The organism is Nocardia paucivorans NBRC 100373, assembly GCF_000308675.1.
GTDB classification, from domain to species: Bacteria; Actinomycetota; Actinomycetes; order Mycobacteriales; family Mycobacteriaceae; genus Nocardia; species Nocardia paucivorans.
In genome coordinates, this window is sequence record NZ_BAGE01000038.1 from 1 (window position 1) to 22,668 (window position 22,668).

Here is a 22,668-nt window from a genome sequence, read left to right on the forward strand (position 1 = left end):
TTTGCGAGAGTCTGAATGCCCAGGTTTTGGGCGGGAAGGCTCGACGACGATCATGGCGACGCGTGCACGGCGCACCCCTGAGCAGGTGGTGCGGAAACCGACCGAGGCCGATCGGCTGCCGGCCGAGGGCAAGGACGTGGCCGGGGTGTGCGGGGTCCTGCAGGGCACCGAGGCCACCTATTACCGGTGGCGCAACCGGTTCGGCGGGGTGAAGGCCGATGATGCGAAGAAGCTCGAGGAACTCGAACGTGAGAACACCGTGTTGAAGCGGTTGCCGGCCGAGGCCGAGCTGGAGAAGGCGGCGTTGAAGGAGGTCGCGAAGGGAAACTTCTAGGCCCGGAACGCCGGCGTGCGGCGGTGGCTCACCTGCGACGACTGTTCGGTATGAGTGAACGCGCCGCGTGCCGGGCGACCGGGCAGCATCGCAGTGCCCAGCGCCGTCCACCGGCCGGCCGACGGGGCGCCGACCCGGATTCCGGGTTGCGGGAATGGTTGCGGCAGTGGGCGAAAACCCATCCACGACAAGGGTTTCGCCGCGCATACCACGATGCCCGCGCCGAAGGATGGGCGGTGAACCACAAAAAGATCCAGCGCCTGTGGCGGGCCGAGGGGCTGCGGGCGCCGGTGCGGCGGCGCCGCAAACGCCTGGGCGGACCGGTGGAGCGCTCGATCACTGCCGATCGGCTGATCGACGAGCTCGACCGCATCGCGGCCGAGCGAGGCCACCCGGCAGTGCTGCGCTGTGACAGCGGCCCGGAACTGGTGTGCTCGGTGATGGCCGATCGGGCGGGTGAACGTGTCGGGTTGGCGTTCATTCCTCCTGGTAGGCCCTGGCGCAACGGCTATATCGAGTCGTTCGACGGACGTCTTCGCGACGAATGCCTCAACATCAACAGCTTCTGGTCGCCGACCCAGGCCCGGGTCGTGATCACCGAGTGGAAAACCGACTACAACCAGCGGCGGCGGCATTCGGCCCTGGGATATCGCACCCCGGCCGGATACGCTGCCATCTGCACACATCAATGACCGGCTCTCACAGCCAGTGGACCGATCACTGGGATCCTGTCAGCCCCGCTACCTGCCCACCGGACCTCGAAACGGGATGGAACCGAAGCCGGCCAGGGTGCGTCATATAGTCATGGCGGGGAATCCCGCACCACGGCCCACGGGGAGACATCCATGCGCATCGCCACCGCCCTACGCACCACACTGCTCACAGCAGCGATAGTGACACTGGCCTCCGGGTGCGGGGTACTCGAGAGCGGGAAAGCCGACACCGAAAGCGCCGGAACCACCACAACCCGCGATATCGACGAGATAGTGGTCTTCAACCCCTGCTCCCAGATCGGCGACGACGTACTCATCTCCGTGGGACTGAACCCGGACTCCAAGAACGTCATCACCGACCCGCCAACCGGCCCCTCCTCCTGGCGTGTCTGCTCATGGCGACCCGCCGACCGCCTATACGCGATCAGTGTGATGTCCACCAGCCACACACTTGACGAAGCCCGAACGAACAAAGACCACGTCGATATCCGGGAGACCACGGTAAACGGTCGACCCGCCATCTACTCCCGCGACAAAACAGATGTCGATCGCGACAGCTGCTACGTCTCTTTTTCTGCCCAACAAGGAATGTTCGAAATCGCAGCCGGTTGGCTCAACGGTGATCCCAGCGATGGCGATATCTGCGCCATCGCCATGCAGTACGCGGTCGGATTCGAACCGCATCTACCCGAATAGCCGCACGCCGCCACCGAGTTCCAGAGCCGCGACAGGGGGACGTGATGTCAGAAAACCTACAGAATGAGCTGCAGCAATGGCAGCAGTTCAAACAGCAGGCAATCAGCGGGGAGATGCGGCTCGAAGAGGGCATCGGCGCCGACTTGGCCAAAGCCTGCGAAGGCTACCGCCAAAAACTATTGGACGCCAAAGATAGCGACCAACGGCTCGGCCGTCTCTCAGGCTACGGCGGCCTACCTTCAGCTCTCGCTCTACAGGACAAGTTCCAGCGAAAGGCCGTCGGTGGTGGCGACAATGCCGACGACAACGCCGTCAAACGCCTGGAACAACACATCGAACTGGCCGAACTCATGCGCGACACCTATCTCGCCGCCATCGGCAAACTCCAAACCACCGACCAAGACACCGGCACCCAACTCGCCAACACCGGAGAAGGACTGCGCTGACACCCCCGACCATCCTCCCAGCGACGATGGGTAAACCTTCTTCTACCAGTCGGGGCTGCCATGATCTGACCCCCTGTTTCCGGGCCATGGTTGTGAGAGTTGAGGCAGAGTGATCCGCAGGAGGTCATGAGGCCGAAGTCTTTCCCGTAGTCGGTTCGCAGGCAGGGGTGCGCTCGTTTGCGAGCCGGGGAGCCTGTCGCCGAGATCGTCGCCGAAACCGGTATTTCGCCGGCGGCATTGTTTTGGTGGAAGGCTCAGGTCCTTGTCGATGCGGGAGTCCGTGAAGGAGTGCCGAGCGTGGAAGCCGACGAGCTCGCCTCGGCGAGGAAGCGGATCGCAGCATTGGAAGCCGAACCGAAACCGACCCGCAATGCCTGCGAATTGTTCGACGATCAGGCGATGGTGTCCTCTAAAGGGAGAATCGCGGTCGTCGAAGGATTGATCGCGCGTGGACATTCGCAGCGCTCGGCCTGCCGGGTTGTCGGTGTGTACCGCTCGACTTTCCTGCGGCAACGGCGGCAACCGATGTCCACCGGACAGCTCCGCCGGATTGTCGTCGCCAACGAGACATCCCGGATACATGCCCGATCACGCGGCACCTACGGCACGCGCCGGGTCAAGGCCGAGTTACTCGCCGGCAGCGGCACGGTCGTGAACCACAGGCTCGTCGCCTCGATCATGTCGGAGCTGGGGTCATGCGGTGTTCCGCGGCCGAAACGACGCGCTCACCCACTGCTCGGCGTCGACACCCCTTCGGGCCTGGTCGACCGGGTCTTCCCCGCGAGTCGGCCCAACGAGCCGTGGTGTGCGGACATCGCAGAGCGTCCGGCCGGAGATGGGAAAGTGCGCTGCCGCGCTGTTCTCGACTGCTTCGGCAAGAAAATCGTGGGACGAGCATTTTCTGCGGTTGCCGACACCGTGTTGGTGAACAACGCGGTGAACATGGCGATGACCGAGCGGATAGGGAATCCGGGGTTGATCTTGCGTGCCGATCACGGCAGCCGATTCACGTCGTGGTCGTTCGGGGAGAACCTTCGAAGACACAATCTGTTGCCCTCGTTCGGGACGGTCGGGGACTGCTTCGACAACGCCGCAATCGAATCATTCTGGGGTCGTTCGCAAACCGAACTACTCAACACGAAGAAACGGGCGACGACCCTCGAATCGAGCATCGCGATGGCCGATTGGATCGACAACTTCTACAACACCGGTCGCCGCCACTCCTACCTGGGCTACGCGAGTCCCACCGAGTATGAGACGCTGTGGCTCGATACCCGACCAACCCCTCGACTCTCGTAAGACCGGCCCGACCAGAGGGGACCAGATCACGTGGACCGATCACTGGGGTCCTGTCACCGCGACTCACGGTGTCGACCCGAAAACTGCGACGGCCACGCTCGCGGAATACGGAAACACGCACTGGGATACCGCAATGCGAGGCGGCGAACCCAAGACGCTCGATCCGTACCGAGCAGGGTGGCGGCTTCGTATCGTGCCGACGCTCGGTCACCTGCCCTTATCGGCCGCCGACAACGCCGGTCTCGTCGATCGGGCGGTCGCGAGATGGGTGGCGGTCGGCTGTGGGCGCTCCACTGTCAAGAACACTTTGGCCGCGCTGGCTCGTGTACTGAACCAAGCGGTCCGCGACGACGTCATAGACCGCAACCGGGTGGAAGTCCCGGGCTGGCAGCGGTTCTACGAACGGCATGAGGACGAGGTCGACGACCCCGGGCGCTGGCGTTGCCGGACTGGGCGACGCTACAGCAGCTCTCGACAGCGCTGGTGCAAGCATCCTCCGATCAATACCAGGGGTGGGGCGACGCCGCGGTATTCGCGGCGTGCACGGCGACCAGGATCGGCGAAGTATCCGGGTGCCGTATCGGAGATATCGACACCGACATCTGGGTGTGGATGCTGCGGCGCCAGACCACCCCCGGCCCGGGCGGCATGAAGGACAAGGGCACCAAAGGAAAGAGGGCTCGACCGATCCCGATCATCGAGGAGGTGCGCCCGGTGGTTCTTCGTCGAATGAATGCCGCGTGGGCACGCATCACCGCGGACACGGCACTCGCGGAGGCCGACGAGGACACACGCCACAATGCGTTCATGCGGGCGCGGTTATTCGTCGGCCCGCGCGGCGGCCGGATCGCGACCGGTGTCCTGCGGAAGGCGACGCACTGGGACGAGGTCGTTACGAAGCTGGGGTTCGAGCACCTGCGTCGACACGATCTGCGGCACACCGGTCTGACCTGGTTCGCCGACGCCGGCGTGCCGTTGCACCGGCTGCAGCGGATCGCCGGCCACACCGACCCACGCATCACCCAGCGATACCTGCACCCCGATCTGGACGAGCTGCGCGGCGACGGTGACCGGCTGTCACGCTTCCTGGCAGCCCCTGGTCAAGGCCCTGCGACGGCCCGACAGGGCCGAGATGGTCCCAAAACTCCGATTGGTCGAATAACAGAAAACCCCTTCCCATGCAGGTGGGAAGGGGTTTTTCTATGGTCGGGCTGACAGGATTTGAACCTGCGACCACTTGACCCCCAGTCAAGTGCGCTACCAAACTGCGCCACAGCCCGTTGCGTCCCTCTCGGGACGCTCGAAGAGATTACCTCAGTGTGGTTCCGGAGGGCTAATCGCCTGGTAAAAAGATATTTTGTACTGCGTACAACACCCGCCGTTCGACCTGAAGTCAGGTTGAGATTGCAAGATCGAGGTATGGAATCGAAAACGCCCACACCGCCCGTGATTGCGAACACCACCGAAGATCGCGCCGAGGACATCGCCGCGATCGAACAGATCGTTCGCAATGTCGAGACCTCGATCAACACCAATGACGCCGAGCTGATGGTCGCGGACTTCGCCGCCGACGCCTCGGTGGTCAACGCGAACGGGGTGCAGATCACCGGCCGGGAGGCGCTGCTCGAGGCGAGCCGACAGGGGCTCGCCGGGTTCCTGAAGGACCAGTTCGTCCACTACGAGGTCGCCGACATCACTTTTCTGCGACCCGATATCGCGATTGCCCACAAGCGCGCCCGGGAGGTGACGGCCACGGGTGAGCCCATCGATATCGACCCTACGACGATCGCGCTGTACATCCTGGTCAAGCGGGACGGTCGGTGGTGGGTGGCGGCCCGGCAGAACACGCTGATCCCGTCGCCCGAGTGATCCGGGGTAGGGCGGCGGGCGCGCCGTGAGTTTTCGTTCTGCGAGAATGCCACGGTGGAGATCGCCGTCGGATTGGTCGTACTCGTCGCGTCGGCGGCCGCGGTGGCGGCGCTGGCGCGACGGGTCGGCGTCTCCGAACCTCTGGCGCTGACCCTGGCGGGGGTGGCGGGGTCGTATCTGCCGTTCGTGCCGGTGGTGCACCTCGAACCGGAGCTCGTGCTGCTGGGTGTGCTGCCGCCCCTGCTGTACACCGCGGCGCTTCGGACATCGCTGGTCGATTTCCGGGCGAATCTCGAATACATCGCGTTGTTGTCGGTGGGGTTGGTACTGTTCACCACCTTCGTGGTGGCGGCGGTGGTGTGGTGGCTGTTGCCGGTGCCGTTCGCGGCGGCGGTGGCGTTGGGGGCGGTGGTCGCCCCGCCGGACGCGGTGGCGGCGACGGCGGTCGCGCGCCGGATCGGGATGCCTCGTCGGATCGTCTCCGTTCTGGAGGCGGAGTCGCTGTTCAACGACGCCACCGCGCTGGTGGCGGTGCGCACCGCGATCGCCGCGTCGGCGGGGGCGGTGTCGGTGTGGTCGGCGGGGGCGGATTTTCTGCTCGCGGCCGGTGGGGGCGCGCTGGTGGGGATTGTGGTGGCGTGGTTGCTGGGGGTGCTGCGGCGGCGGATCATCGATCCGGTGCTCGACACCACCTTGTCGTTTCTCGCGCCGTTCGTGGCGTATCTGCCCGCCGAGGGGATCCACTCCTCGGGGGTGATCGCGGTGGTGGTCTGCGGAATGATCCTGGGCCACCGTGCGCCGGTGTGGCAGAGAGCGGCCTCACGGATCTCCGAACGCATCAACTGGCGTACCGTGCAGTTCATCCTGGAGAGCGCGGTGTTCCTCGTGATCGGGTTACAGGTGCGCGGCATTGTCGATGACGCGTGGAGCAGTGGACTGGACCATACGACGTTGGTGATCGCCGTGGTCGCGGTTCTGTTCGCCATTGCGGTGTCGCGGCCGGTGTGGGTTTTCGGGTGGGCGTTGGCGCGGCGTGCCTTCGGTCGGTCCGGAGTGCCGGCGGCTCATTCGATGGTGGTGTCGTGGGCGGGGATGCGGGGTGTGGTGACATTGGCGGCGGTGCTGTTGCTGCCGCAGGACACTCCGCAGTTGCCGGTGTTGAAACTGCTCGCGCTGGTGGTGGTCGCGGGCACTCTGCTGCTGCAGGGGACGTCGCTGTCGTGGGTGGTGCGGTTGTTGCGGTTGCGGGGGCCCAGTCGTGCCGAGGATGCGTTGCAGGAGGCCACGCTGTTCAGTCGGGCCGCCACCGCGGGATTGGAGGCGCTCGAGCGGGCCACGGGCCCGGATACGCCCGATGAGGTGGTGCGGTTGCTGCGCGAGCGGTCGGATATGCGGACCAACGCGGTGTGGGAGCAATTGGGTCGACCGGAATCCGAGCAGGTGACTCCGACCGCGGAGTATCGGCGGTTGCGGTTGGAGATGTTGCGCGCGGAACGGGAGACGGTGTTGCGGGTGCGGGATTCCGGGGAGGTGGATTACGAGATCCTGCAGCGTGTGCTGTCCTGGCTCGATCTGGAGGAGTCCATGATCGACCGGCTCGACGATGCGGGGGAACTCGATCACACCGAGTTGCTGGTCGGTGACGAGTCCGCCGCCGAGTGCGTGCATCTGCGGTCCACGCCGTTGCTGTGCGAACCCGCCGTGTCCGGACAGTGCGCCGAATGCGTGGCCGAGGGATTGCGGTGGGTGCATCTGCGGATGTGTTTGACCTGCGGGAATGTCTCTTGTTGCGACTCCTCGCCTGGACGTCACGCGAGCCGGCATGCCGCGACCACCGGGCATCCGGTCATTCGCAGTCTGGAGCCGGGGGAGGCGTGGCGCTGGTGCTATGTGGACGAACTGTTGGGGTGAGGCGGGATCGGCCGTCCGGTCAGCGGGGGTGGGTGACCATTACCGGGCAGCGGGCGCGCTGGACGAGGGCATGGCTGGTGGAGCCGAGCAGGAGACTGCGGAATCCGCCGCGGCCCCGGCTGCCCACGACCACGAGCTGAGCGGTTTCCGACCATTCGAGCAGATGCTGGCGTGGTGACGACGGGTAGACCCGTCGATGCACCGTGACCTCCGGGTACTGCTCCTGCCGGCCCGCCAGACGTTCGGCCAGGACCGCATGCTCGGCGGCGGCGAGATCCGCGACCGGGATTTCGATCATGGCGGTACTGGCGTATTCGGCGAAGATGAGATCACTCCAGGTATGCACTGCCACCAGTTCGGCCTTGCGTTCGGCGGCTTCGGCGAAGGCGGCCGCCACCGCGGCGTCGCTGATGCGGCTGCCGTCGACACCGACCACCACGGGACCGTTGTGTCGGCCGTCGGTTTCACGCACGGCGACGATATTGCCGTGGCCGTGGGCCGCGACCGACAGCGTTGTCGAACCCATGTGCGCGAGTGCGCCGCCGGGGCGCGAGCCCAATGCCACCAGATACGCGTCCTCGGACAATTCGATCAACAGGGCTGCCGGGCCGTCCTCCGAGAGCCGGGTCTCCACTCGCAGATTCGGGTCGACCTCCTGTGCGAGCCGACGCGCGTCGGCCAGGACCGCCTCTCCGTGCGCGCGCAGGGTTTCGATCGCTTCGGGAATCATCGGTTGGTAGGCGACGAGCAGGGACCTGGCGGGGGTCACATTCATACCGTGGGCGAGCAACAGGCTGCGTCCACGTTGGACGGCGACCTCGGCGGCCCAGCGAACCGCCACGTCGGAGGCGGGAGAACCGTCGACCCCCACCACGACCGCGGCGGATACCAGCTGATGTGGATCCTCGACGTGTTCGCTCATGCCGGCGGTATCCCCTCGACGGTCGCATCGAAACGTGGGGCCGGGTTCGCGGCGGGGTATGGTGCGTTTCACATATTCATCGCACGGCGTGTCACCTGCGATCTTTCCCCGCGGCGCGCCGGGAGGACACTTGTTCGTCCGGGCTTCTGTGTCGATCATGATCACGTGTTGATATCGGATGGGGTCATCGGACTACGTCCCATCGAGGTCGCCGACGCCTCGGTGCATCTGGCCGAGGAGGACGGTGAAATACTGCGGCGGTTCTACGGGGGAGCGAATCCGGCGGCGAAAGTGACGGACTGTTTCCGTCGCTGTGCGGACGACTGGGCGGCCGACGCGCCGAACAAGGTGTTCATGGTGGTGGATACGACCGGACAACCGGTCGGCACGATGGCCATCGAACTCGCCCGGGATTTCCTGGCAGCTCGGCAGGCCAATGTGTGCTACGGGATATACCCGGCGCGACGGTATCGGGGATTGGGCGTGCGGGCACTGGTGTTGGCCTGCCGATATCTCGCCCGAGACGATATGGCTGACGAGGCGGTATTGCGGATCCATCCGGACAACAAATTGGCGGTGGCGGTGGCGCATCGGGTGGGTTTCACCTATCACCACAGCAGTGAGGACCCGGTGTACGGGAGGTTGGACTGGTTTCTTCAGGCGCTGTGACCGGACCGGGCGGGAAATGGTAACGCGAGTGTCGCGGTGACCAATCGGGTTCGGGTCGGGGCGGGAAGCGCGGTGAACAGCCGCGTCATGGCGGTGAGCGTGCCGGTGAGTTCGGTGCGACCGGATAGATAGGCGCGCTGGGCGGGAAGCGGGAGGTCGAAGAAGCCGTCGAAGAATACCGGTATCTCGGAGGGCGGCAGGGCGAGCAGGGCCCGGAGGCCGGCCAGGCGGAGACGATGCACCGCGCGTGCCGTGGGAGGCCATGCGGAACGGCCCGCGGCGACCGTGTCGGCGGCGGACAGGGCGGCGGCGACGCTGTATCCGGTGGCCGGATGGAGGAATGCGCCGGCCGCGCCGAAACGGGAACGGCTCGGGCGCCCGCCGGTCACCGGGAACCGGACGCGTTCGACGCGCTCGTCGCCGCGCACCGAGATGCCTCGGGCCCGTAGCCGGTGGTGGAGGCGTTGCGCGAGCGCTGCGGGAGAGGGTGCGGGGAGTCCGACCAGACAGGTTTCCTCGAACAGGGTGGTGCCGTCGCCCAGCGGGATGGCGTAGAGGAACGACGGTGGGTCGGTGGGGTCGGCGCCGTTGTCGGGACGCCAGTCCATGAACAGGGTCTCTTCGGCGTGGTCGAGAACCAGGCCGTAGGCGGTTTGTTCGGCTCGGTTCGGGGCGCGGGGCAGACCGCGGGCGTCGATGATGCGGTCGCCGCGGAGGACGGCGCCCGAGGCCAGTGTCACCGTGTGCCGGTCGAGTGCGGTCGCGCGGTCGGTGACGAGTTCTGCGCCCGTGATGTCCAGGGATTCCTGGAGCAGGCGGGTGTCGAAGACCGTGTAGGGGCGCGGGATTCGATGTGGCCGCCGGCCGTGGGCCGTCGGTTCGGGCATCGTCGTGGCGGTGACCGCCGGGTCGAGCCAGTCCGGCAATTCGTCCGCCCATGCCGCGTAGGTCGCGGTCCACCGGCGGCACGGGTTCGGGTCGACCACGGTGACCGCCATCCCTCGGACCAGACAGCGGTGGGCGAGGGCGCGACCGGCCGGGCCGAGCCCGCAGATGACGATATCGCTCACCACGCCGCTCCGACTCGCGGGTGACGTCCGTGACATGGTTGCTCGTCGACCATTCTCGGATCGAACCATGGGATGCGGCTCGGGCGGGAACGACCCGCGGGGTCGGTGCCCGGACACAGCCGTCGTTCGACGGGAATCGGTGGGCTCGTCGAACGACGGCTGCGGGACGGCTGGATTACGACGTGGCGGAGGCGGGTGCGGCCGGGGTTTCGGCGGGTGGGGTTCCGTAAGGCGCAGCGGCCAGGCCCTCTGCCGCGCCGACGGCCCCACCGATGGCCGCGCCCAAGGCCAGCGCGGGGGCGGCGATGACCCCGTAGCCGATGGCTCCGCCCAGGATCGGGCCGATGAGCAGACCGATCGGCAGGAACGGTATGCCCGCGACGAACCCGGCGACCGCGCCGACCACCGCGGAGGTGGCCGCCAAGGGCGAGGCCACCGTGGAACCGACCGAGGCGCCGATGGCGGCCGAACCGAGGGTTTGGGCGGCGATACGGTCGGATCGGCTGCGTTCTATGCCGACCGAATCCAGGAAGGTGGCCAGATCGGCCTCGGCTTGGGCCGCGCCCTCGTTGATCGGCGTCGGGTCGATACCGGGGGGATCCATGACGATATTGCCGATGCGGAGTTTGCCCGGGGGCGCTTCGATCGGCTCGACGGCGGGCACCGGAACCGGCCCATGGAGTTGCCCCAAGGGGGCCAGGTAGCTCTGGTCCGGCATGGGCCGCGATACGGCGTCGGCGGTTTCGGTCGATGCCGGCGCTGCCGCGGTCGCGGCGAGAGGCGCGGCCGGCCGACCGGCGGGAACGTACGGGGCGGGGGTGGGCATACGGTGCAGCGGACCGACGGCGCTCTCGGATGCGGTGAGGGGGAGCGGCGCCGGGGTCGGTTCGAGGCCGAGATGGGTCACCGTATCGGCGACGACTCGGGTGACCGCGTCGGAGACGATCCGCGCCGGGTCGAGTTGTTCGACGGGAGGAGCGGGTTGGGGCGCCGCGTTGGCGGTGCCGCTACCGATCAACGCCATGACGAGCGGAAATGTGCCCGCCGCGACGATCGACCCAACCATGCGCCGTGGCGGAACGACAACGCTGTGTTTGCCCATGTTGGCCTTTCATCCAGGAGAAGTGCCGTGTCTGCTACGGCATTCGGACCCGGATGGGCCTGCGGATGGGCCATGTGCTCAGCCCGCCTTGTCACCGACCTCCGTGGCTCCGGTTCCGCTCGGTTCGCCGGTGCCCGATTTCGGTCGTCCGCGGTAGCCGAGGGAGCGGCGTAGCGCCGCCTGCTCGGCCGCGTCGTCGCCGACGCCGTTCACCGCCTCCAGCGCCAGTCGGGCGAACACCCACTGCTCGGTGGCCGCCATCTGGCCCCGGCTGCGGCCCAGGAAGGTGACGAACCATTGGATCACCGTGATGATCCGGCTGCGATAGCCGATCAGGTAGTACAGGTGCAGTGCCAGCCAGACCAACCAGGCCAGGAAGCCGCCGAACTCCAGTTTGCCGATCTGACAGACGGCGCTGAACCGGGAAACCGTCGCCATACTGCCCTTGTTGAAGTACCGGAACGGTTTGCGCTCCTGCGGTGTCTGGCCTTTCAGACCGGCCTTGATCTGTTTGGCGGCGTAGACGGCGCCCTGGATGGCGCCCTGGGCCTGGCCGGGCACCCCGGGAACCGACATCAGATCACCCACCACGAAGACATTGGGGTGGCCCTTGATGGTGAGATCCGGTTCCACGATCACGCGGCCCGCCCGGTCGACCTCGGTGCCCTCGGAACGTTCGGCCAGCATTCGGCCCAGCGGGCTGGCCTGTACACCGGCCGACCACACTTTGCAGGCCGCTTCGATTCGGCGAACGGTGCCGTCGGCGTCCTTCACCGTGACCCCGCGGGCGTCGACATCGGTGACCATCGCGTTGAGCTGGATCTCCACCCCCATCCGCTCGAGTCGCCGTTGTGCCTTCCCACCGAGGTTGGGTCCCATGGGGGCGAGGACCGCGTCCGCGCCCTCCACCAGAATCACCCGCGCCTCACGCGGATCGATGTTGTGGAAGGTGCCTTCCAGGGTGCGATCGGACAGTTCGGCGATCTGACCGGCCAGCTCCACCCCGGTGGGACCCGCGCCGACCACCACGAAGGTGAGGAACCGTTCGCGTTCTTCCTGGGTGGTGGCCAGTTCCGCCTGTTCGAACGAGCCGAGGATGCGACCGCGCAATTCCAGGGCGTCGTCGATGGTCTTCATGCCGGGGGCGAAGGTGGCGAAATGATCGTTGCCGAAATAGGACTGTTGCGCGCCGGTGGCCACGATGAGGCTGTCGAACGATGTGACGGTGTCGCGTGCGAGCAGCCGTGAGGTGACGGTGCGGGCCTGGAGGTCGATATCGATGACCTCGCCCAGCAGTACCCGGGCGTTTTTCTGTTTGCGTAGTACCAGCCGGGTGGCCGGGGCGATTTCGCCGACCGACAGGATGCCGGTGGCCACCTGGTAGAGCAGCGGCTGGAACAGGTGGGTGGAGGTCTTGGAGATGAGGGTGACGTCGACGTCGGCGTTCGCGAGCTGCTTGGTCCCGAACAGGCCGCCGAAACCGGAGCCGATCACCACCACCCGATGCCGGTGGTTTCCGACAGGTTCAGTGCTCATCGTCGCTCCTCGCCAGACCGGGCGGTGTCCCGGTGATCATCTGCGGACACCGCTCACGGTAGTCGTCCGGGCGAGGAGCGTCACGGGCGGACTGGGCCGACGTGACGGCGATTCGGTGGAATGAGTGAGACGTGTGACACAAAGAGAATACGATGGACTCTATATCTCAGGAGGTTCGTCATGGTCACCGTGGACCGTGCCGCGTCCGTGTCACGCGCACACATCGATACCGAGAATTGGTCGCTCATCGAGCCGCCCCGCACGAGTGTGATCGACCGGCTTCTCGCCCGGACACCGGAGAGACCGCGAACCCTGGCCACCCCGCCACAGGGTAGTGACACCCGCGCGATCCGCGGCGACGCCGGCCTGCCCTATGTGGGCCGCAGCCTGCACTTCATGCGATGGGGGCCGGCGGAGATGATGGACCGCTACCGCCGCTACGGACCGGTGACCCTCAACAGCGGGATGGGTTTGGATCGGGTCTTCGCCGCGGGCCCGGAGGCGCTCGACGAGGTGCTGGGCCGGCGCCGTCGGGACTTCGGGCAGGGTTGGGACTACTTCATCGGTCCCTTCTTCCGGCGTGGACTGCTCCTGCTCGAGTTCGACGAGCACATGTTCCACCGGCGGATCATGCAGCAGGCGTTCACCCGGGAACGGCTCGAGGCGCATCTGGCCGAACTCACCCCCGTCGTCCGTTCCACGATAGAGCGCTGGGTACCACCCGGCCGCGGTGCGAGCGCCACGGTGCGGTTGTTCCCCGCCATCAAGGAGATGGCCCTCGACATCGCCGGGGAAACCTTCATGGATGTCGAGGTCGGTGAACAACGACGCGCCCTCACCAAGGCGTTCGTGGCGTGCACCCATGCCGGACTGGCGATCGTCCGGTATCCGCTGCCCGTCGGAAAGTGGGGAGCCGGGATCCGGGGGCGCAAGGTCCTGGAGGACTACTTCTACTCGATGCTGCCGGAGAAGCGGCGCAGCGACGCCCCGGACTTCTTCTCCGGGCTGTGCCACGCGCGCACCGAGGACGGTGAGATGTTCAGCGATGCCGACGTGGTCAACCATATGATCTTCCTGATCATGGCGGCCCACGACACCAGCACCACCACGGCCACCGCCGTCGCCTACTACCTGGGCAAACATCCGGAGTGGCAGGAGAAGGTGCGCGAAGAGGTGCGGGCGTTGGACTCCGAGGGGGGTATCCCGACCATCGCCGACCTGGATCGTCTGCGCAATCTGGATCTGGTGCTGAAGGAGAGCCTGCGATTGATGCCGCCGGTGCCGGGAATGGTGCGCCGGGCCGTGCGCGATACCGAGATCCTCGGTCACTATGTGCCCGCGGGCACCCCGGTCGACCTCGCCTATCAGGTCAATCATCTGCTGCCCGAATATTGGACCGACCCCGAGGTTTTCGATCCGGAGCGGTTCGGCGAGGCGCGGCGCGAGGACAAATCGCATCGGCTGGCGTGGATGCCGTTCGGCGCGGGGGCGCACAAGTGCATCGGCATGCACTTCGGCAGCTTCGAGGTGAAGACCATCATCTCCGCCATGGTGCGCGACTACCGCTGGCATATCCCCGACACCTACCGAATGCCCTGGGGATTCAGCACCATACCGTATCCGCGCGACAATGCCCCGCTGCATCTGCAGCGGATCACCTGAAACAGCGGATCCCGCGCCGAATATGCGACGGGGCCGGTCTCCCGTGTACGGGAAACCGGCCCCGTGTCCGTCTCGGCGGTGGTGCGTGTGCGGGAATCAGCGTCCGGCGAGCAGGATCTCGGCGACCCGGGTATCGGTGGCCGACCCCTCCGCGTAACCGCCCTCCCGGCCCATGGCGGTCATGATCGCGAGCGTGTAGCGCTCACCGGGACCGGCGAAACCGACCGAGTTGACCACCCAGCCGTCCTGTTCCTCCGACCAGCCGTTCTTCAGACCGGGCCGCATGGCCGCGCCCGCGCCCCAGACACCCCAATGCTGGTTGTGGTCGACCGACCTCATCCGGTCGATCAGATAGTTGCGATCGTCGGGGTGCATTCGGTCCAGGACATGCGACATCAACCGGTCCAGGTCGGCGGCGGTGCACTTCTGGAACGCCCAGTGCGGTCCGGGTCCGCTGGGGTTGGGTTGCGGGGCCAGACTCGTCATCCCATTGGCGCGGAAGGCATTGTTGAACGCCATCCGGTCCATACCCGCGTATTTGTTCCAGAGCAGGTCGGCGGCCTGGTCGTTGGAGGTGGCCAGCATCGACTCGATCAGGCCGCGATCCTCCGGGGGTAGGTTGATCGCCCCGACCCGAGCCCGATTCAACAGATCGGAGGCAATGGCGAGTTTGATGGTGGAGGCGGTCCACACCATGTCCTCGGCGTGATTGTTGGCGTAGACCGCGCCGGTCTGCCGATCACGCAGCACATAGCCGGTTACGCCGGGGCGGGACGCGAGATAGGCGTTGGCGTTCTCGATTCGCGCGGCCATATCGCAGTCGAAGCCGTGGGCGCAGCCCTGGGTGAGCGCGGGCGGTGCGGCGGCGGCGTGAGGATGGGCGATCGGAGCGCCGGTGACAGCCATCGCGGCGGCCGCGACAACACATGCGGACGCGGCGAGACGGGGAGCGGCCTCGGTGACAGACAGGTAACGCACGAGCGTACACATTGGCACACCGCCGTCCGCCACGCATGTTTTCGAGGTGAACGAGGTTGCAGCACGCTCAGCGATGGGCCGCGGGGGCCTGCGCCACGGTGCGCCCGTTGAGTCGGTGACAATGTTCGAATGCCTCGGTGTGTCGATCGCGCGGCCACCAGTGCACCACCACATCGCGCCCGTAGTGGCGTGAATTGACCAACTCCCACCGGTCGCCGACCCGACGGACGGTGAATCCATCTTTCGGGACCAGGGGGATCACCATCGCATCCATGAGCGTGAACCAGCCTTTCGCGCAAACCCCGACTTCCCCTCCCGGGGCAGCACTGTGGCACAGCGTCCGGGCGAAATCGCCACGACACGACCGAGTGTCGGCGTCGCATGTGGGACAAGTCACGTGCGAGTGCGCCGATTTCGGGTATAGGGGACCGGGGGCGCGAGAGCGGTTGCCGGGTGGCGGGCGTATAACGGTTGGACGATGCGCCCGCGGTTCGGGCGCGGAGGGTGGTGATCGTCGAGACCGGAGGAAAGGGCACGTATGCCGCTGCACATCCACCGCGCCGAGTGCGCGGACGTGCTCGCGGCGGCACTGGCCGAGCTGCTCGCCGTCCCGCTACCGGACCCGTTCGCCGCGGAGGTGATCGCGGTACCCGCCAAGGGCACGGAACGGTGGTTGGCGCACCGGCTCTCATCGATACTCGGGGCCACGACACTCGGGGCCACGACACTCGGGGCCACGACACTCGGGGCCACCACGGACGGAGCCGGCGACGGGGTCGCGGCGAATATCGCCTTTCCCTCGCCGGGTGCGCTGGTCACCGAAGTGCTCGCGGCAGCATCCGGTATCGCGCCGGAGGACGACCCGTGGGCGCCCGACCGTATGGTGTGGACGCTGCTGCGGATTGTCGACGAATCGGCGGGGGAGCCGTGGTGTGCGGTGCCGGCCCGGTATCTCGGTGTCGCGCGGTCCGATACCGACACCGAAGACCGGCGCAGCCGCCGCTATGCCGCCGCCCGACGGCTGACGGCGCTGTTCGACGGCTATGCGAGTCGGCGACCCGCGGTGCTCGCAGAATGGGTGGCGGGCGCCGATACCGACGGTGCGGGGCAGCCCCTCCCGGACGATCTGCGGTGGCAGGCCGCTCTCTGGCGCCGGCTGCGCGCGGCCATCGACGTTCCCGGTCCGGCGGAACGGCTGACCCTGGCCGCCGATCGGCTGCGGGCCGAACCCGATGTGGTGGACCTGCCGGCTCGGCTGTCCCTTTTCGGGGTGAGTCGGGTGGCGGCCGATCAACTGGCGGTCGTCTCCGCCCTGGCGGCACATCGCGATGTGCATCTGTGGCTGGTGCATCCGAGTCCGGCGCTGTGGGATCGGTCGGTGCGGAATGCCCCGAGGAACATCGAGGGTGTGACGGCGTCGGGAGACGATATCGCCGCATCGATCCGGCATCCCCTGCTGTCCGCGCTGGGACGCGATATTCGAGAACTCCAGCAGCGACTTCCCGAGTGCGCGAGCGATACCCGCCACGGCACCGCGGTGCAGGACACATCGGCCGGGTCAGGGGACGGGTCGACCACATTGTTGCGGACCCTGCAGGAGCATATTCGCGACGATCGGTGGCCGCCGCGCACGCACTGTGTCGGCGACGGCACGGTGGCGATACACGCATGCCACGGGCCGACGCGGCAGGTGGAGGTGTTGCGGGAATGTCTGCTCGGGCTCTTCGCCGCCGACCCCACCTTGGAGCCGCGAGAGGTGCTCGTCATGTGCCCCGATGTGGAGGCGTATGCGCCGCTGGTGCGGGCCGCATTCGGTCCGCGGCCCGCGGAAGACGTCGACACGCCCGACGATTCGGAGCATCCGGCCCATCGGTTGCGGGTGCGGTTGGCCGATCGAGGTCGCGCGGCGGTCAATCCGCTGCTGCTGGTGGTGGGCCGGCTGCTGGATATGGCGGCCGGGCGGGTCACCGTCACCGAGGTCCTGGATCTGGCGGCGACCGAAACCGTGCGCCGGCGTTGCGAATTCGATGACGACGATATCGAGCGACTGCGGGAATGGGCGGTCGAGGCCGGGGCGCGATGGGGGATCGGGCAACGGCAGCGGCAGGCGTTCGGACTGGCCGAATTCGGGCAGAACACCCTCAACAGCGCCGTGGACCGAATACTGCTGGGGGTGACGGCGGACGAAACCACCTCCGACTGGCTCGATCTGGCGTTGCCGCTCGGTGATGTCGACAGCAACGACGTGGACCTGGCCGGCCGGTTCGCGGAATATGTGGACCGATTGGCGGCGGTACTACGGGATCTGCGCGGTCCCCGTCCGGCCGCGCAGTGGTCGGCGATCCTGACCCGTGCGCTCGACCTGCTCACCGATGTGCCCGAACCCCAGGCCTGGTTGCGTATCGAGGCGCATCGCGAACTGGCCGCCGCCATCGCGCACGCCGGCGATATCGCATTGCGTCGCGACGATATCGCGGCGCTGCTGCGGACCCGGCTCGCCGCCCGGCCCACCCGCACCAATTTCCGCACCGGCGAGCTGACCGTCTGCGGGATGGCGCCGATGCGTTCGGTACCGCATCGGGTGGTGGTGCTGCTCGGGATGGACGACGAGGTGTTCCCGCGAGCCGCCGCGGTGGACGGCGACGACGTCCTGGCGCGGAACCCCCAGCCCGGCGAGCGGGACGCACGGATCGAGGACCGGCAGCTGTTTTTGGACGCGATCCTGGCCGCGCGGGAGAAACTGCTGCTGTTCTACACCGGTGCCGATCCGGTGACCGGCGCCCACCGCCCACCCGCCGTCCCGGTGGCCGAACTGTTGGACGTCCTGCGCGCCCACGTGGGGCCGGACGGTATGAGGCAGGTGGTGGCCCGGCATCCGTTGCAGGCCCACGATCCGCGCAACTTCCGGTCGGAACGGCCCTTCGGTTTCGACACGGTGGCATTGGCCGGCGCGGTGGCCTATGGGCAACCGCCCGTCCCACGTCCGCGGCTGTCGGACACGCCGCTGCCGGCGGTGAAACCGGCCGATATCGGGCTGACCGAACTGATCTCGTTCGTCGAACACCCGATCCGCGGTTTCCTGTGGCAGCGATTGGGGTTGCGGATCCCGGACCGGGACGACGAAGTCGACGACCGGCTGCCCATCGAACTCGACGGGTTGGCCGGTTGGTATCTCGGCGAGCGCATGCTCTCGGCTCGGCTCACCGGCGCAGATCCGGCCGATCTGCGCGCCGCGGAATGGCGTCGTGGCACCCTGCCCCCGGCCGGGCTCGGCGGTGCCGTACTCGACGAAGTGGAACGCACCGTCGAAACCCTGGTGCGGGCGGCCCGCAACGATTACCGGCTGCCGCCGCGGGCGGTGGATATCGCCGTGGATCTGGGAGCCGGTCGTCGGATCACCGGCACCGTGCCCGAGGTGCACGGTGATGTGTTGGTCCGCACCACGTATTCGCGGGTATCGGCCAAACATCGGCTCGGTGCCTGGGTGGCGCTGTTGGCCCTGGCCGCCGGCGACGATACCGGAGAACGTTCCTGGCGGGCGGTGATCACCGGCCGCGGCAGGTTCGGACGCCCGGCCTGGCGTTGTGAGCTCACCGCACCCGCGGCCCCGCAGGCGCGCGAGATATTGCGTGATCTGACGGCACTGCGCGATCTGGGGCTCACTCAACCGTTGCCGATCGTCACCGCGGCGACCGCCACCTACGCCGAGCGTCGCTTCCGCGGCGCCGGACCGGACGAGGCGTTGGAGGCCGCCGAGAACGAATTCTTCGGCGGCCCCGACGGTCCCACCCGCTATGGTGAACACACCGACCGTCACCTGCGCTATCTGTGGGGATCGACCCCCCGGTTGAGTGATCTCGCCGCCGCACCCGCCCCACCGGGCGAAGCCACCGAACCCACCCTTTTCGGTTCCCTCGCACGTCGGTTGTGGGCACCGGTTCTGCGCGCCGAACAGCAGGGGGCTCCATGACCACGACCCGGCCGGCCCGGCCCGCAGCCGTATCGACACGGGGCGCGGCGCCGACGACCCCGTCTCCGAGCCGTAACGCCGGCGGCGGGACGACCTTCGACCTGTACGGACCGCTGCCCACCGGCACCACCGTGCTCGAGGCGAGTGCGGGAACCGGGAAAACCTTCGCCATCGTCGGTCTCGCCGTACGGTATGTCGCCGAGTTGGGGATCGATATCTCGGAACTGTTGCTGGTCACCTTCAGCCGGGCCGCCACCCAGGAGCTACGGGAACGGGCTCGGGACCGGTTCGTCGCGGTGGCCGCGGCATTGGCGGACCCGGATGCGGCCCGCACCGGACCGGACGAATTGGCGCGATACCTGGCCGCCGCAGACCCGGATGAGGTGCGCCGCCGGCGGGCACGGCTGTTGGTGGCGTTGTCGGACTTCGATGCCGGCACCATCGCCACCACCCACGGTTTCTGCCGTCGCATGCTCGACGAGTTGGGTGCGGTCGGGGAACAGGACCCGGATATCCGACTGGTGGAGAATATCGACGACCTGGTCCGCACCGTCGCCGACGATCTGTATCTGAGCCGGTATGCCCGCACCCGTCCACCGTTCAAGGTGCGGGTGGCCCACGAGTTGGCCCTGGCCGCGGTGGCCGACCGACAGGCTCGCCTGGCGCCGGAGGACGGTGGCGTCGCCGGGGAACGGGCCGCTTTCGCCGCTGCGGTCCGCGCCGAAACCGAACGGCGCAAACGGCTGGCCGGGATCGTCGATTTCGACGACCTGCCGGCGCTGCTACACGAGGCCTTGACCGATCCCCGCCATGGCGCGGACGCCTGCCGACGGATCGGTTCCCGATATCGGGTGGTGTTGGTCGACGAATTCCAGGACACCGATCCGCTGCAGTGGCAGATCCTGCGCCGGGCGTTCCACGGCCGTACCACCCTGGTCCTGGTGGGTGATCCGAAACAGGCCATCTACGCGTTTCGCGGTGCGGAGGTGCTCAGCTATCTCGACGCCGTCGCCCACGCCGGTGACCGCCGCGAGCTCGACATCAACCGACGCAGCGACGCCGGCCTGTTGACGGCACTCGACCATCTGCTCGGCGGCGCGGCCCTGGGACATCCCGAGATCACCGTCGGACCGGTTACCCCCACCCATCCCTGGACCCGACTGTCCGGGCCCGCCGATCTGCTCACCCCGCTGCGCCTGCGCTGTCTGCCGCGCACCGGGGCCGGGCCGTTGAACAAGTCGGGGTTCCCGAGTATCGGTCGGATGCGGGCGAAGGTCGCCGAGGACGTGGCCGTCGATATCGCGCGCCTGCTGGAATCCGGGGTGCGGATCGCCGTCGACTCTCGGGCGGCGAACGATGCGGCGACACAGCCGTTCCAGGATCCGGTCGATGCCGTTCCGGCGGATTCCGTGGGTACTTCGGCCGGTGGAGGCGAGCCGACCGGCCCGGCCCATCGTCTGCTCGGGCCCGGCGATATCGCCATCCTGGTTCGTACCCGCTCGCAGATCGAGGTGGTGCGCAGCGCGCTGGACCGAGCGGGGGTGCCGTCGGTACTGGCGGGTGGCACCAGTGTTTTCGCCACCACGAGCGCCACGGACTGGTTGTGGGTGCTGCGCGCCCTGGAACAACCCCATCGAGCCGACCGGGTGCGACTGGCGGCCGGCACCCCGCTGTTCGGTCACACCGTCGACGAGATCGATGAGCAGGGAGCGGATCTGGTGGGGCGGGTCAGCGCCCGACTGCGGGATGCGGCCCGATTGTTCACGCGAGCCGGATTCGCCGCTCTCTTCGAGAAACTGTCGGCCGAAACCCGTTTGGCGCCACGGCTGCTGGCCATGGAGAACGGCGAGCGGGAACTCACCGATCTGCGACATATCGCCCAATTGCTCGACCACGTCGCCGCATCCGAAGGACTCGGGCTCACGGCCCTCACCCGCTGGTTGTCCGATCGGATCCGGGATCCGGCCTCCGGTACGGTCACCGACCGCAGCCGCCGTCTGGATCGGGACGCGGCGGCGGTGCAGATCGCCACCGTGCACGCCAGCAAGGGACTCGAATTCCCGGTCGTGTACCTGCCGTTCGCGTGGGACAGCGCGAAGAATCCGTATGCCGAGACCCAGTTGCTGCATGTCGACGGTGTTCGGGTGCTCGATGTGGGAGGTCAGGAGGCCCCCGGCGGCGCCGAGCGGCGGCGTCGCGCCGAGTCGGAGGAGGCCGGAGAGGAGCTGCGGCTCTGCTATGTCGCCTTGACCAGGGCGAAATGCCAGGTCGTCGCCTGGTGGGCGCCAACTTTCACCACCGCCGTCTCCCCGCTGCATCGGTTGCTGCTGGGGCGGGACACCGGTGCGGTCGATATCGCCGCGCGGGTGACGGTTCCCGCGGATGCGGTCGCGGTGCGGCGGATTGCGGAACGGACGGCCGCGGCCGGGGACGCGATATCGGTGACCGCGGTGGACGGTTCCGGTGCGCTGCCCGCACGCCGTCCACCCGTCGACACCGCCCCCGCCGAGCTCGCCGCCGCGACCTTCGACCGTATCCTGGACCACCACTGGCGGCGCACCTCGTATTCGGCGCTCACCGCCGCGGCGCATGCCACGGCCCCGGACGCCGAACCGGAGGAAGGGCCCGGTCCCGTCGACGAACCCGACGGTCCTTCGCTCGTCACGGTCGAACCCGAACCCGGCGCGCCCTCGCTGATGAACGAACTACCCTTCGGCGCCGAATTCGGCACCCTGGTCCACGGGGTGCTGGAACGGATCGATACCGATGTCCCGGACCTTGCCGCCGAGGTGCGCGCGCGATGCGCCGATCAGGTGACCGAGATGATGTCCGAGGCCGATCCGGAGCTGCTCGCCACCGCCCTGCTCGCCGTCCTGCGGACCCCGCTCGGTTTCGGTACGCTCGCCGATATCCGCACCCGGGACCGGTTGTGCGAGTTGGAGTTCGAGCTTCCCCTCGCCGGCGGTGACACACCCGGCGCCGATTCTGCGAGTCCACACCGTATCGCCGAACTATTACGCGCGCATCTGACACCGGCAGACGACTTCCACGAGTACGCCGACCAATTGGCCGGTCTCGGCGATCTCCCGTTACGGGGCTATCTCACCGGCAGTATCGACGCCGTGCTGCGGATCGGGGGCGAGCGTTTCGTGGTTGTCGACTACAAGACCAACCGGCTCGGCACCGGTGATCTCACCGTCGCGCACTACACCCGCGACCGCATGGCCGCCGAGATGCGTCGTGCGCACTATCCGTTACAGGCACTGCTGTACAGCGTGGCCCTCCACCGCTATCTGCGTTGGCGGCTGCCCGGTTACGACCCGGCCCGGCATCTCGGTGGTGTCCGTTACCTTTTCGTTCGGGGCATGATCGGCCCCGAAACCCCATCGGGTGTGGGGGTTTTCGATTGGGATCCGCCCGTCGCGCTGATCACCGAACTCTCCGATCTATTGGCCGGAGGTGGGGTGTGTCGCAAATGAGCGCAACCGCCC

At 67.5% G+C, this 22,668-nt stretch carries 16 protein-coding genes, 1 tRNA gene and 1 pseudogene; 11 read left to right on the plus strand and 7 right to left on the minus strand.

Annotated features, from left to right (window positions below; all coding sequences use genetic code 11):
* Positions 1-52 precede the first annotated feature (52 nt).
* From ON32_RS09345 to ON32_RS29945, 5 genes and pseudogenes are all read left to right on the plus strand, one after another.
* Positions 53-1,026 (plus strand): annotated as a pseudogene (locus ON32_RS09345) (integrase core domain-containing protein).
* Positions 1,027-1,179: 153 nt separating this feature from the next.
* Complete coding sequence (locus ON32_RS09350; protein WP_040790453.1) at positions 1,180-1,743, plus strand: DUF3558 domain-containing protein; 564 nt, start codon at positions 1,180-1,182, stop codon at positions 1,741-1,743.
* Positions 1,744-1,787: 44 nt separating this feature from the next.
* Positions 1,788-2,189 carry a hypothetical protein gene (locus tag ON32_RS09355; RefSeq protein WP_040790454.1) on the plus strand — a complete coding sequence of 134 codons (402 nt, stop codon included), beginning with the start codon at positions 1,788-1,790 and terminating at the stop codon, positions 2,187-2,189.
* A 237-nt stretch (positions 2,190-2,426) separates the two neighbouring features.
* Complete coding sequence (locus ON32_RS09360) at positions 2,427-3,488, plus strand: IS3 family transposase (RefSeq protein ID WP_245550936.1); 1,062 nt, start codon at positions 2,427-2,429, stop codon at positions 3,486-3,488.
* Positions 3,489-3,929: 441 nt separating this feature from the next.
* Positions 3,930-4,703, plus strand: a complete 774-nt coding sequence (locus ON32_RS29945; RefSeq protein ID WP_245550912.1) for a tyrosine-type recombinase/integrase — start codon at positions 3,930-3,932, stop codon at positions 4,701-4,703.
* Here ON32_RS29945 and ON32_RS09375 read toward each other — a convergent pair.
* A tRNA-Pro gene (locus ON32_RS09375) sits at positions 4,692-4,768 on the minus strand. The two genes, ON32_RS29945 and ON32_RS09375, sit on opposite strands and share 12 nt — an antisense overlap.
* A gap of 139 nt (positions 4,769-4,907) precedes the next feature.
* Between ON32_RS09375 and ON32_RS09380 the strand changes: the two genes are divergently transcribed.
* Together ON32_RS09380 and ON32_RS09385 are read left to right on the plus strand one after the other, a co-directional pair.
* Positions 4,908-5,357, plus strand: coding sequence for an SgcJ/EcaC family oxidoreductase (locus tag ON32_RS09380; protein ID WP_040790457.1), 450 nt, complete (start codon positions 4,908-4,910; stop codon positions 5,355-5,357).
* A 54-nt stretch (positions 5,358-5,411) separates the two neighbouring features.
* A complete protein-coding gene (locus ON32_RS09385; protein ID WP_040790458.1) occupies positions 5,412-7,268 on the plus strand; it encodes a Na+/H+ antiporter in 1,857 nt (618 codons plus the stop codon).
* A 19-nt stretch (positions 7,269-7,287) separates the two neighbouring features.
* Here ON32_RS09385 and ON32_RS09390 read toward each other — a convergent pair whose 3' ends face one another.
* Positions 7,288-8,190, minus strand: a complete 903-nt coding sequence (locus ON32_RS09390) for a universal stress protein (RefSeq protein ID WP_040790459.1) — start codon at positions 8,188-8,190, stop codon at positions 7,288-7,290.
* A 165-nt stretch (positions 8,191-8,355) separates the two neighbouring features.
* On the opposite strand from ON32_RS09390, the gene ON32_RS09395 reads away from it, so the two are divergent.
* On the plus strand, positions 8,356-8,859 hold the full coding sequence (locus ON32_RS09395; protein WP_040790618.1) for a GNAT family N-acetyltransferase: 504 nt from the start codon (positions 8,356-8,358) through the stop codon (positions 8,857-8,859).
* Here ON32_RS09395 and ON32_RS09400 read toward each other — a convergent pair.
* From ON32_RS09400 to ON32_RS09410, 3 genes are all read right to left on the minus strand, one after another.
* Positions 8,847-9,965, minus strand: a complete 1,119-nt coding sequence (locus ON32_RS09400; protein WP_051133056.1) for a lycopene cyclase family protein — start codon at positions 9,963-9,965, stop codon at positions 8,847-8,849. The genes ON32_RS09395 and ON32_RS09400 overlap by 13 nt on opposite strands.
* A 139-nt stretch (positions 9,966-10,104) precedes the next feature.
* On the minus strand, positions 10,105-11,031 hold the full coding sequence (locus ON32_RS09405; protein ID WP_157224137.1) for a hypothetical protein: 927 nt from the start codon (positions 11,029-11,031) through the stop codon (positions 10,105-10,107).
* A gap of 78 nt (positions 11,032-11,109) precedes the next feature.
* The gene (locus ON32_RS09410; RefSeq protein ID WP_051133058.1) at positions 11,110-12,567 is read right to left on the minus strand and encodes an NAD(P)/FAD-dependent oxidoreductase; all 1,458 of its coding nucleotides are present in this window, start codon (positions 12,565-12,567) and stop codon (positions 11,110-11,112) included.
* 180 nt (positions 12,568-12,747) lie between these two features.
* Here ON32_RS09410 and ON32_RS09415 point away from each other — a divergent pair, with 180 nt between their 5' ends.
* Positions 12,748-14,229 carry a cytochrome P450 gene (locus ON32_RS09415; protein ID WP_040790460.1) on the plus strand — a complete coding sequence of 494 codons (1,482 nt, stop codon included), beginning with the start codon at positions 12,748-12,750 and terminating at the stop codon, positions 14,227-14,229.
* A gap of 96 nt (positions 14,230-14,325) precedes the next feature.
* Here the strand turns inward: ON32_RS09415 and ON32_RS09420 are convergent, their stop codons facing one another.
* Together ON32_RS09420 and ON32_RS09425 are read right to left on the minus strand one after the other, a co-directional pair.
* Complete coding sequence (locus tag ON32_RS09420) at positions 14,326-15,219, minus strand: serine hydrolase (protein ID WP_040790461.1); 894 nt, start codon at positions 15,217-15,219, stop codon at positions 14,326-14,328.
* 55 nt (positions 15,220-15,274) lie between these two features.
* Positions 15,275-15,472 (minus strand): hypothetical protein, encoded by a 198-nt coding sequence (locus ON32_RS09425; protein ID WP_245550913.1) that lies wholly within the window; start codon positions 15,470-15,472, stop codon positions 15,275-15,277.
* Between the two features lie 273 nt (positions 15,473-15,745).
* Between ON32_RS09425 and recC the strand changes: the two genes are divergently transcribed.
* Positions 15,746-19,177, plus strand: coding sequence for an exodeoxyribonuclease V subunit gamma (gene recC / locus ON32_RS09430; protein ID WP_040790463.1), 3,432 nt, complete (start codon positions 15,746-15,748; stop codon positions 19,175-19,177).
* Positions 19,174-22,656, plus strand: a complete 3,483-nt coding sequence (locus tag ON32_RS09435) for a UvrD-helicase domain-containing protein (protein WP_083874268.1) — start codon at positions 19,174-19,176, stop codon at positions 22,654-22,656. Before recC ends, ON32_RS09435 begins: the two co-directional genes overlap by 4 nt.
* Positions 22,657-22,668 lie beyond the last annotated feature (12 nt).

Coding starts and splice junctions, on each gene's coding strand:
- ON32_RS09350 (WP_040790453.1), top strand. CDS start 1,180: ATGCGCATCGCCACCGCCCTACGCACCACACTGCTCACAGCAGCGATA.
- ON32_RS09355 (WP_040790454.1), top strand. CDS start 1,788: ATGTCAGAAAACCTACAGAATGAGCTGCAGCAATGGCAGCAGTTCAAA.
- ON32_RS09380 (WP_040790457.1), top strand. CDS start 4,908: ATGGAATCGAAAACGCCCACACCGCCCGTGATTGCGAACACCACCGAA.
- ON32_RS09390 (WP_040790459.1), bottom strand. CDS start 8,190: ATGAGCGAACACGTCGAGGATCCACATCAGCTGGTATCCGCCGCGGTC.
- ON32_RS09400 (WP_051133056.1), bottom strand. CDS start 9,965: ATGTCACGGACGTCACCCGCGAGTCGGAGCGGCGTGGTGAGCGATATC.
- ON32_RS09405 (WP_157224137.1), bottom strand. CDS start 11,031: ATGGGCAAACACAGCGTTGTCGTTCCGCCACGGCGCATGGTTGGGTCG.
- ON32_RS09410 (WP_051133058.1), bottom strand. CDS start 12,567: ATGAGCACTGAACCTGTCGGAAACCACCGGCATCGGGTGGTGGTGATC.
- ON32_RS09415 (WP_040790460.1), top strand. CDS start 12,748: ATGGTCACCGTGGACCGTGCCGCGTCCGTGTCACGCGCACACATCGAT.
- ON32_RS09420 (WP_040790461.1), bottom strand. CDS start 15,219: ATGTGTACGCTCGTGCGTTACCTGTCTGTCACCGAGGCCGCTCCCCGT.
- ON32_RS09425 (WP_245550913.1), bottom strand. CDS start 15,472: ATGGTGATCCCCCTGGTCCCGAAAGATGGATTCACCGTCCGTCGGGTC.
- recC (WP_040790463.1), top strand. CDS start 15,746: ATGCCGCTGCACATCCACCGCGCCGAGTGCGCGGACGTGCTCGCGGCG.
- ON32_RS09435 (WP_083874268.1), top strand. CDS start 19,174: ATGACCACGACCCGGCCGGCCCGGCCCGCAGCCGTATCGACACGGGGC.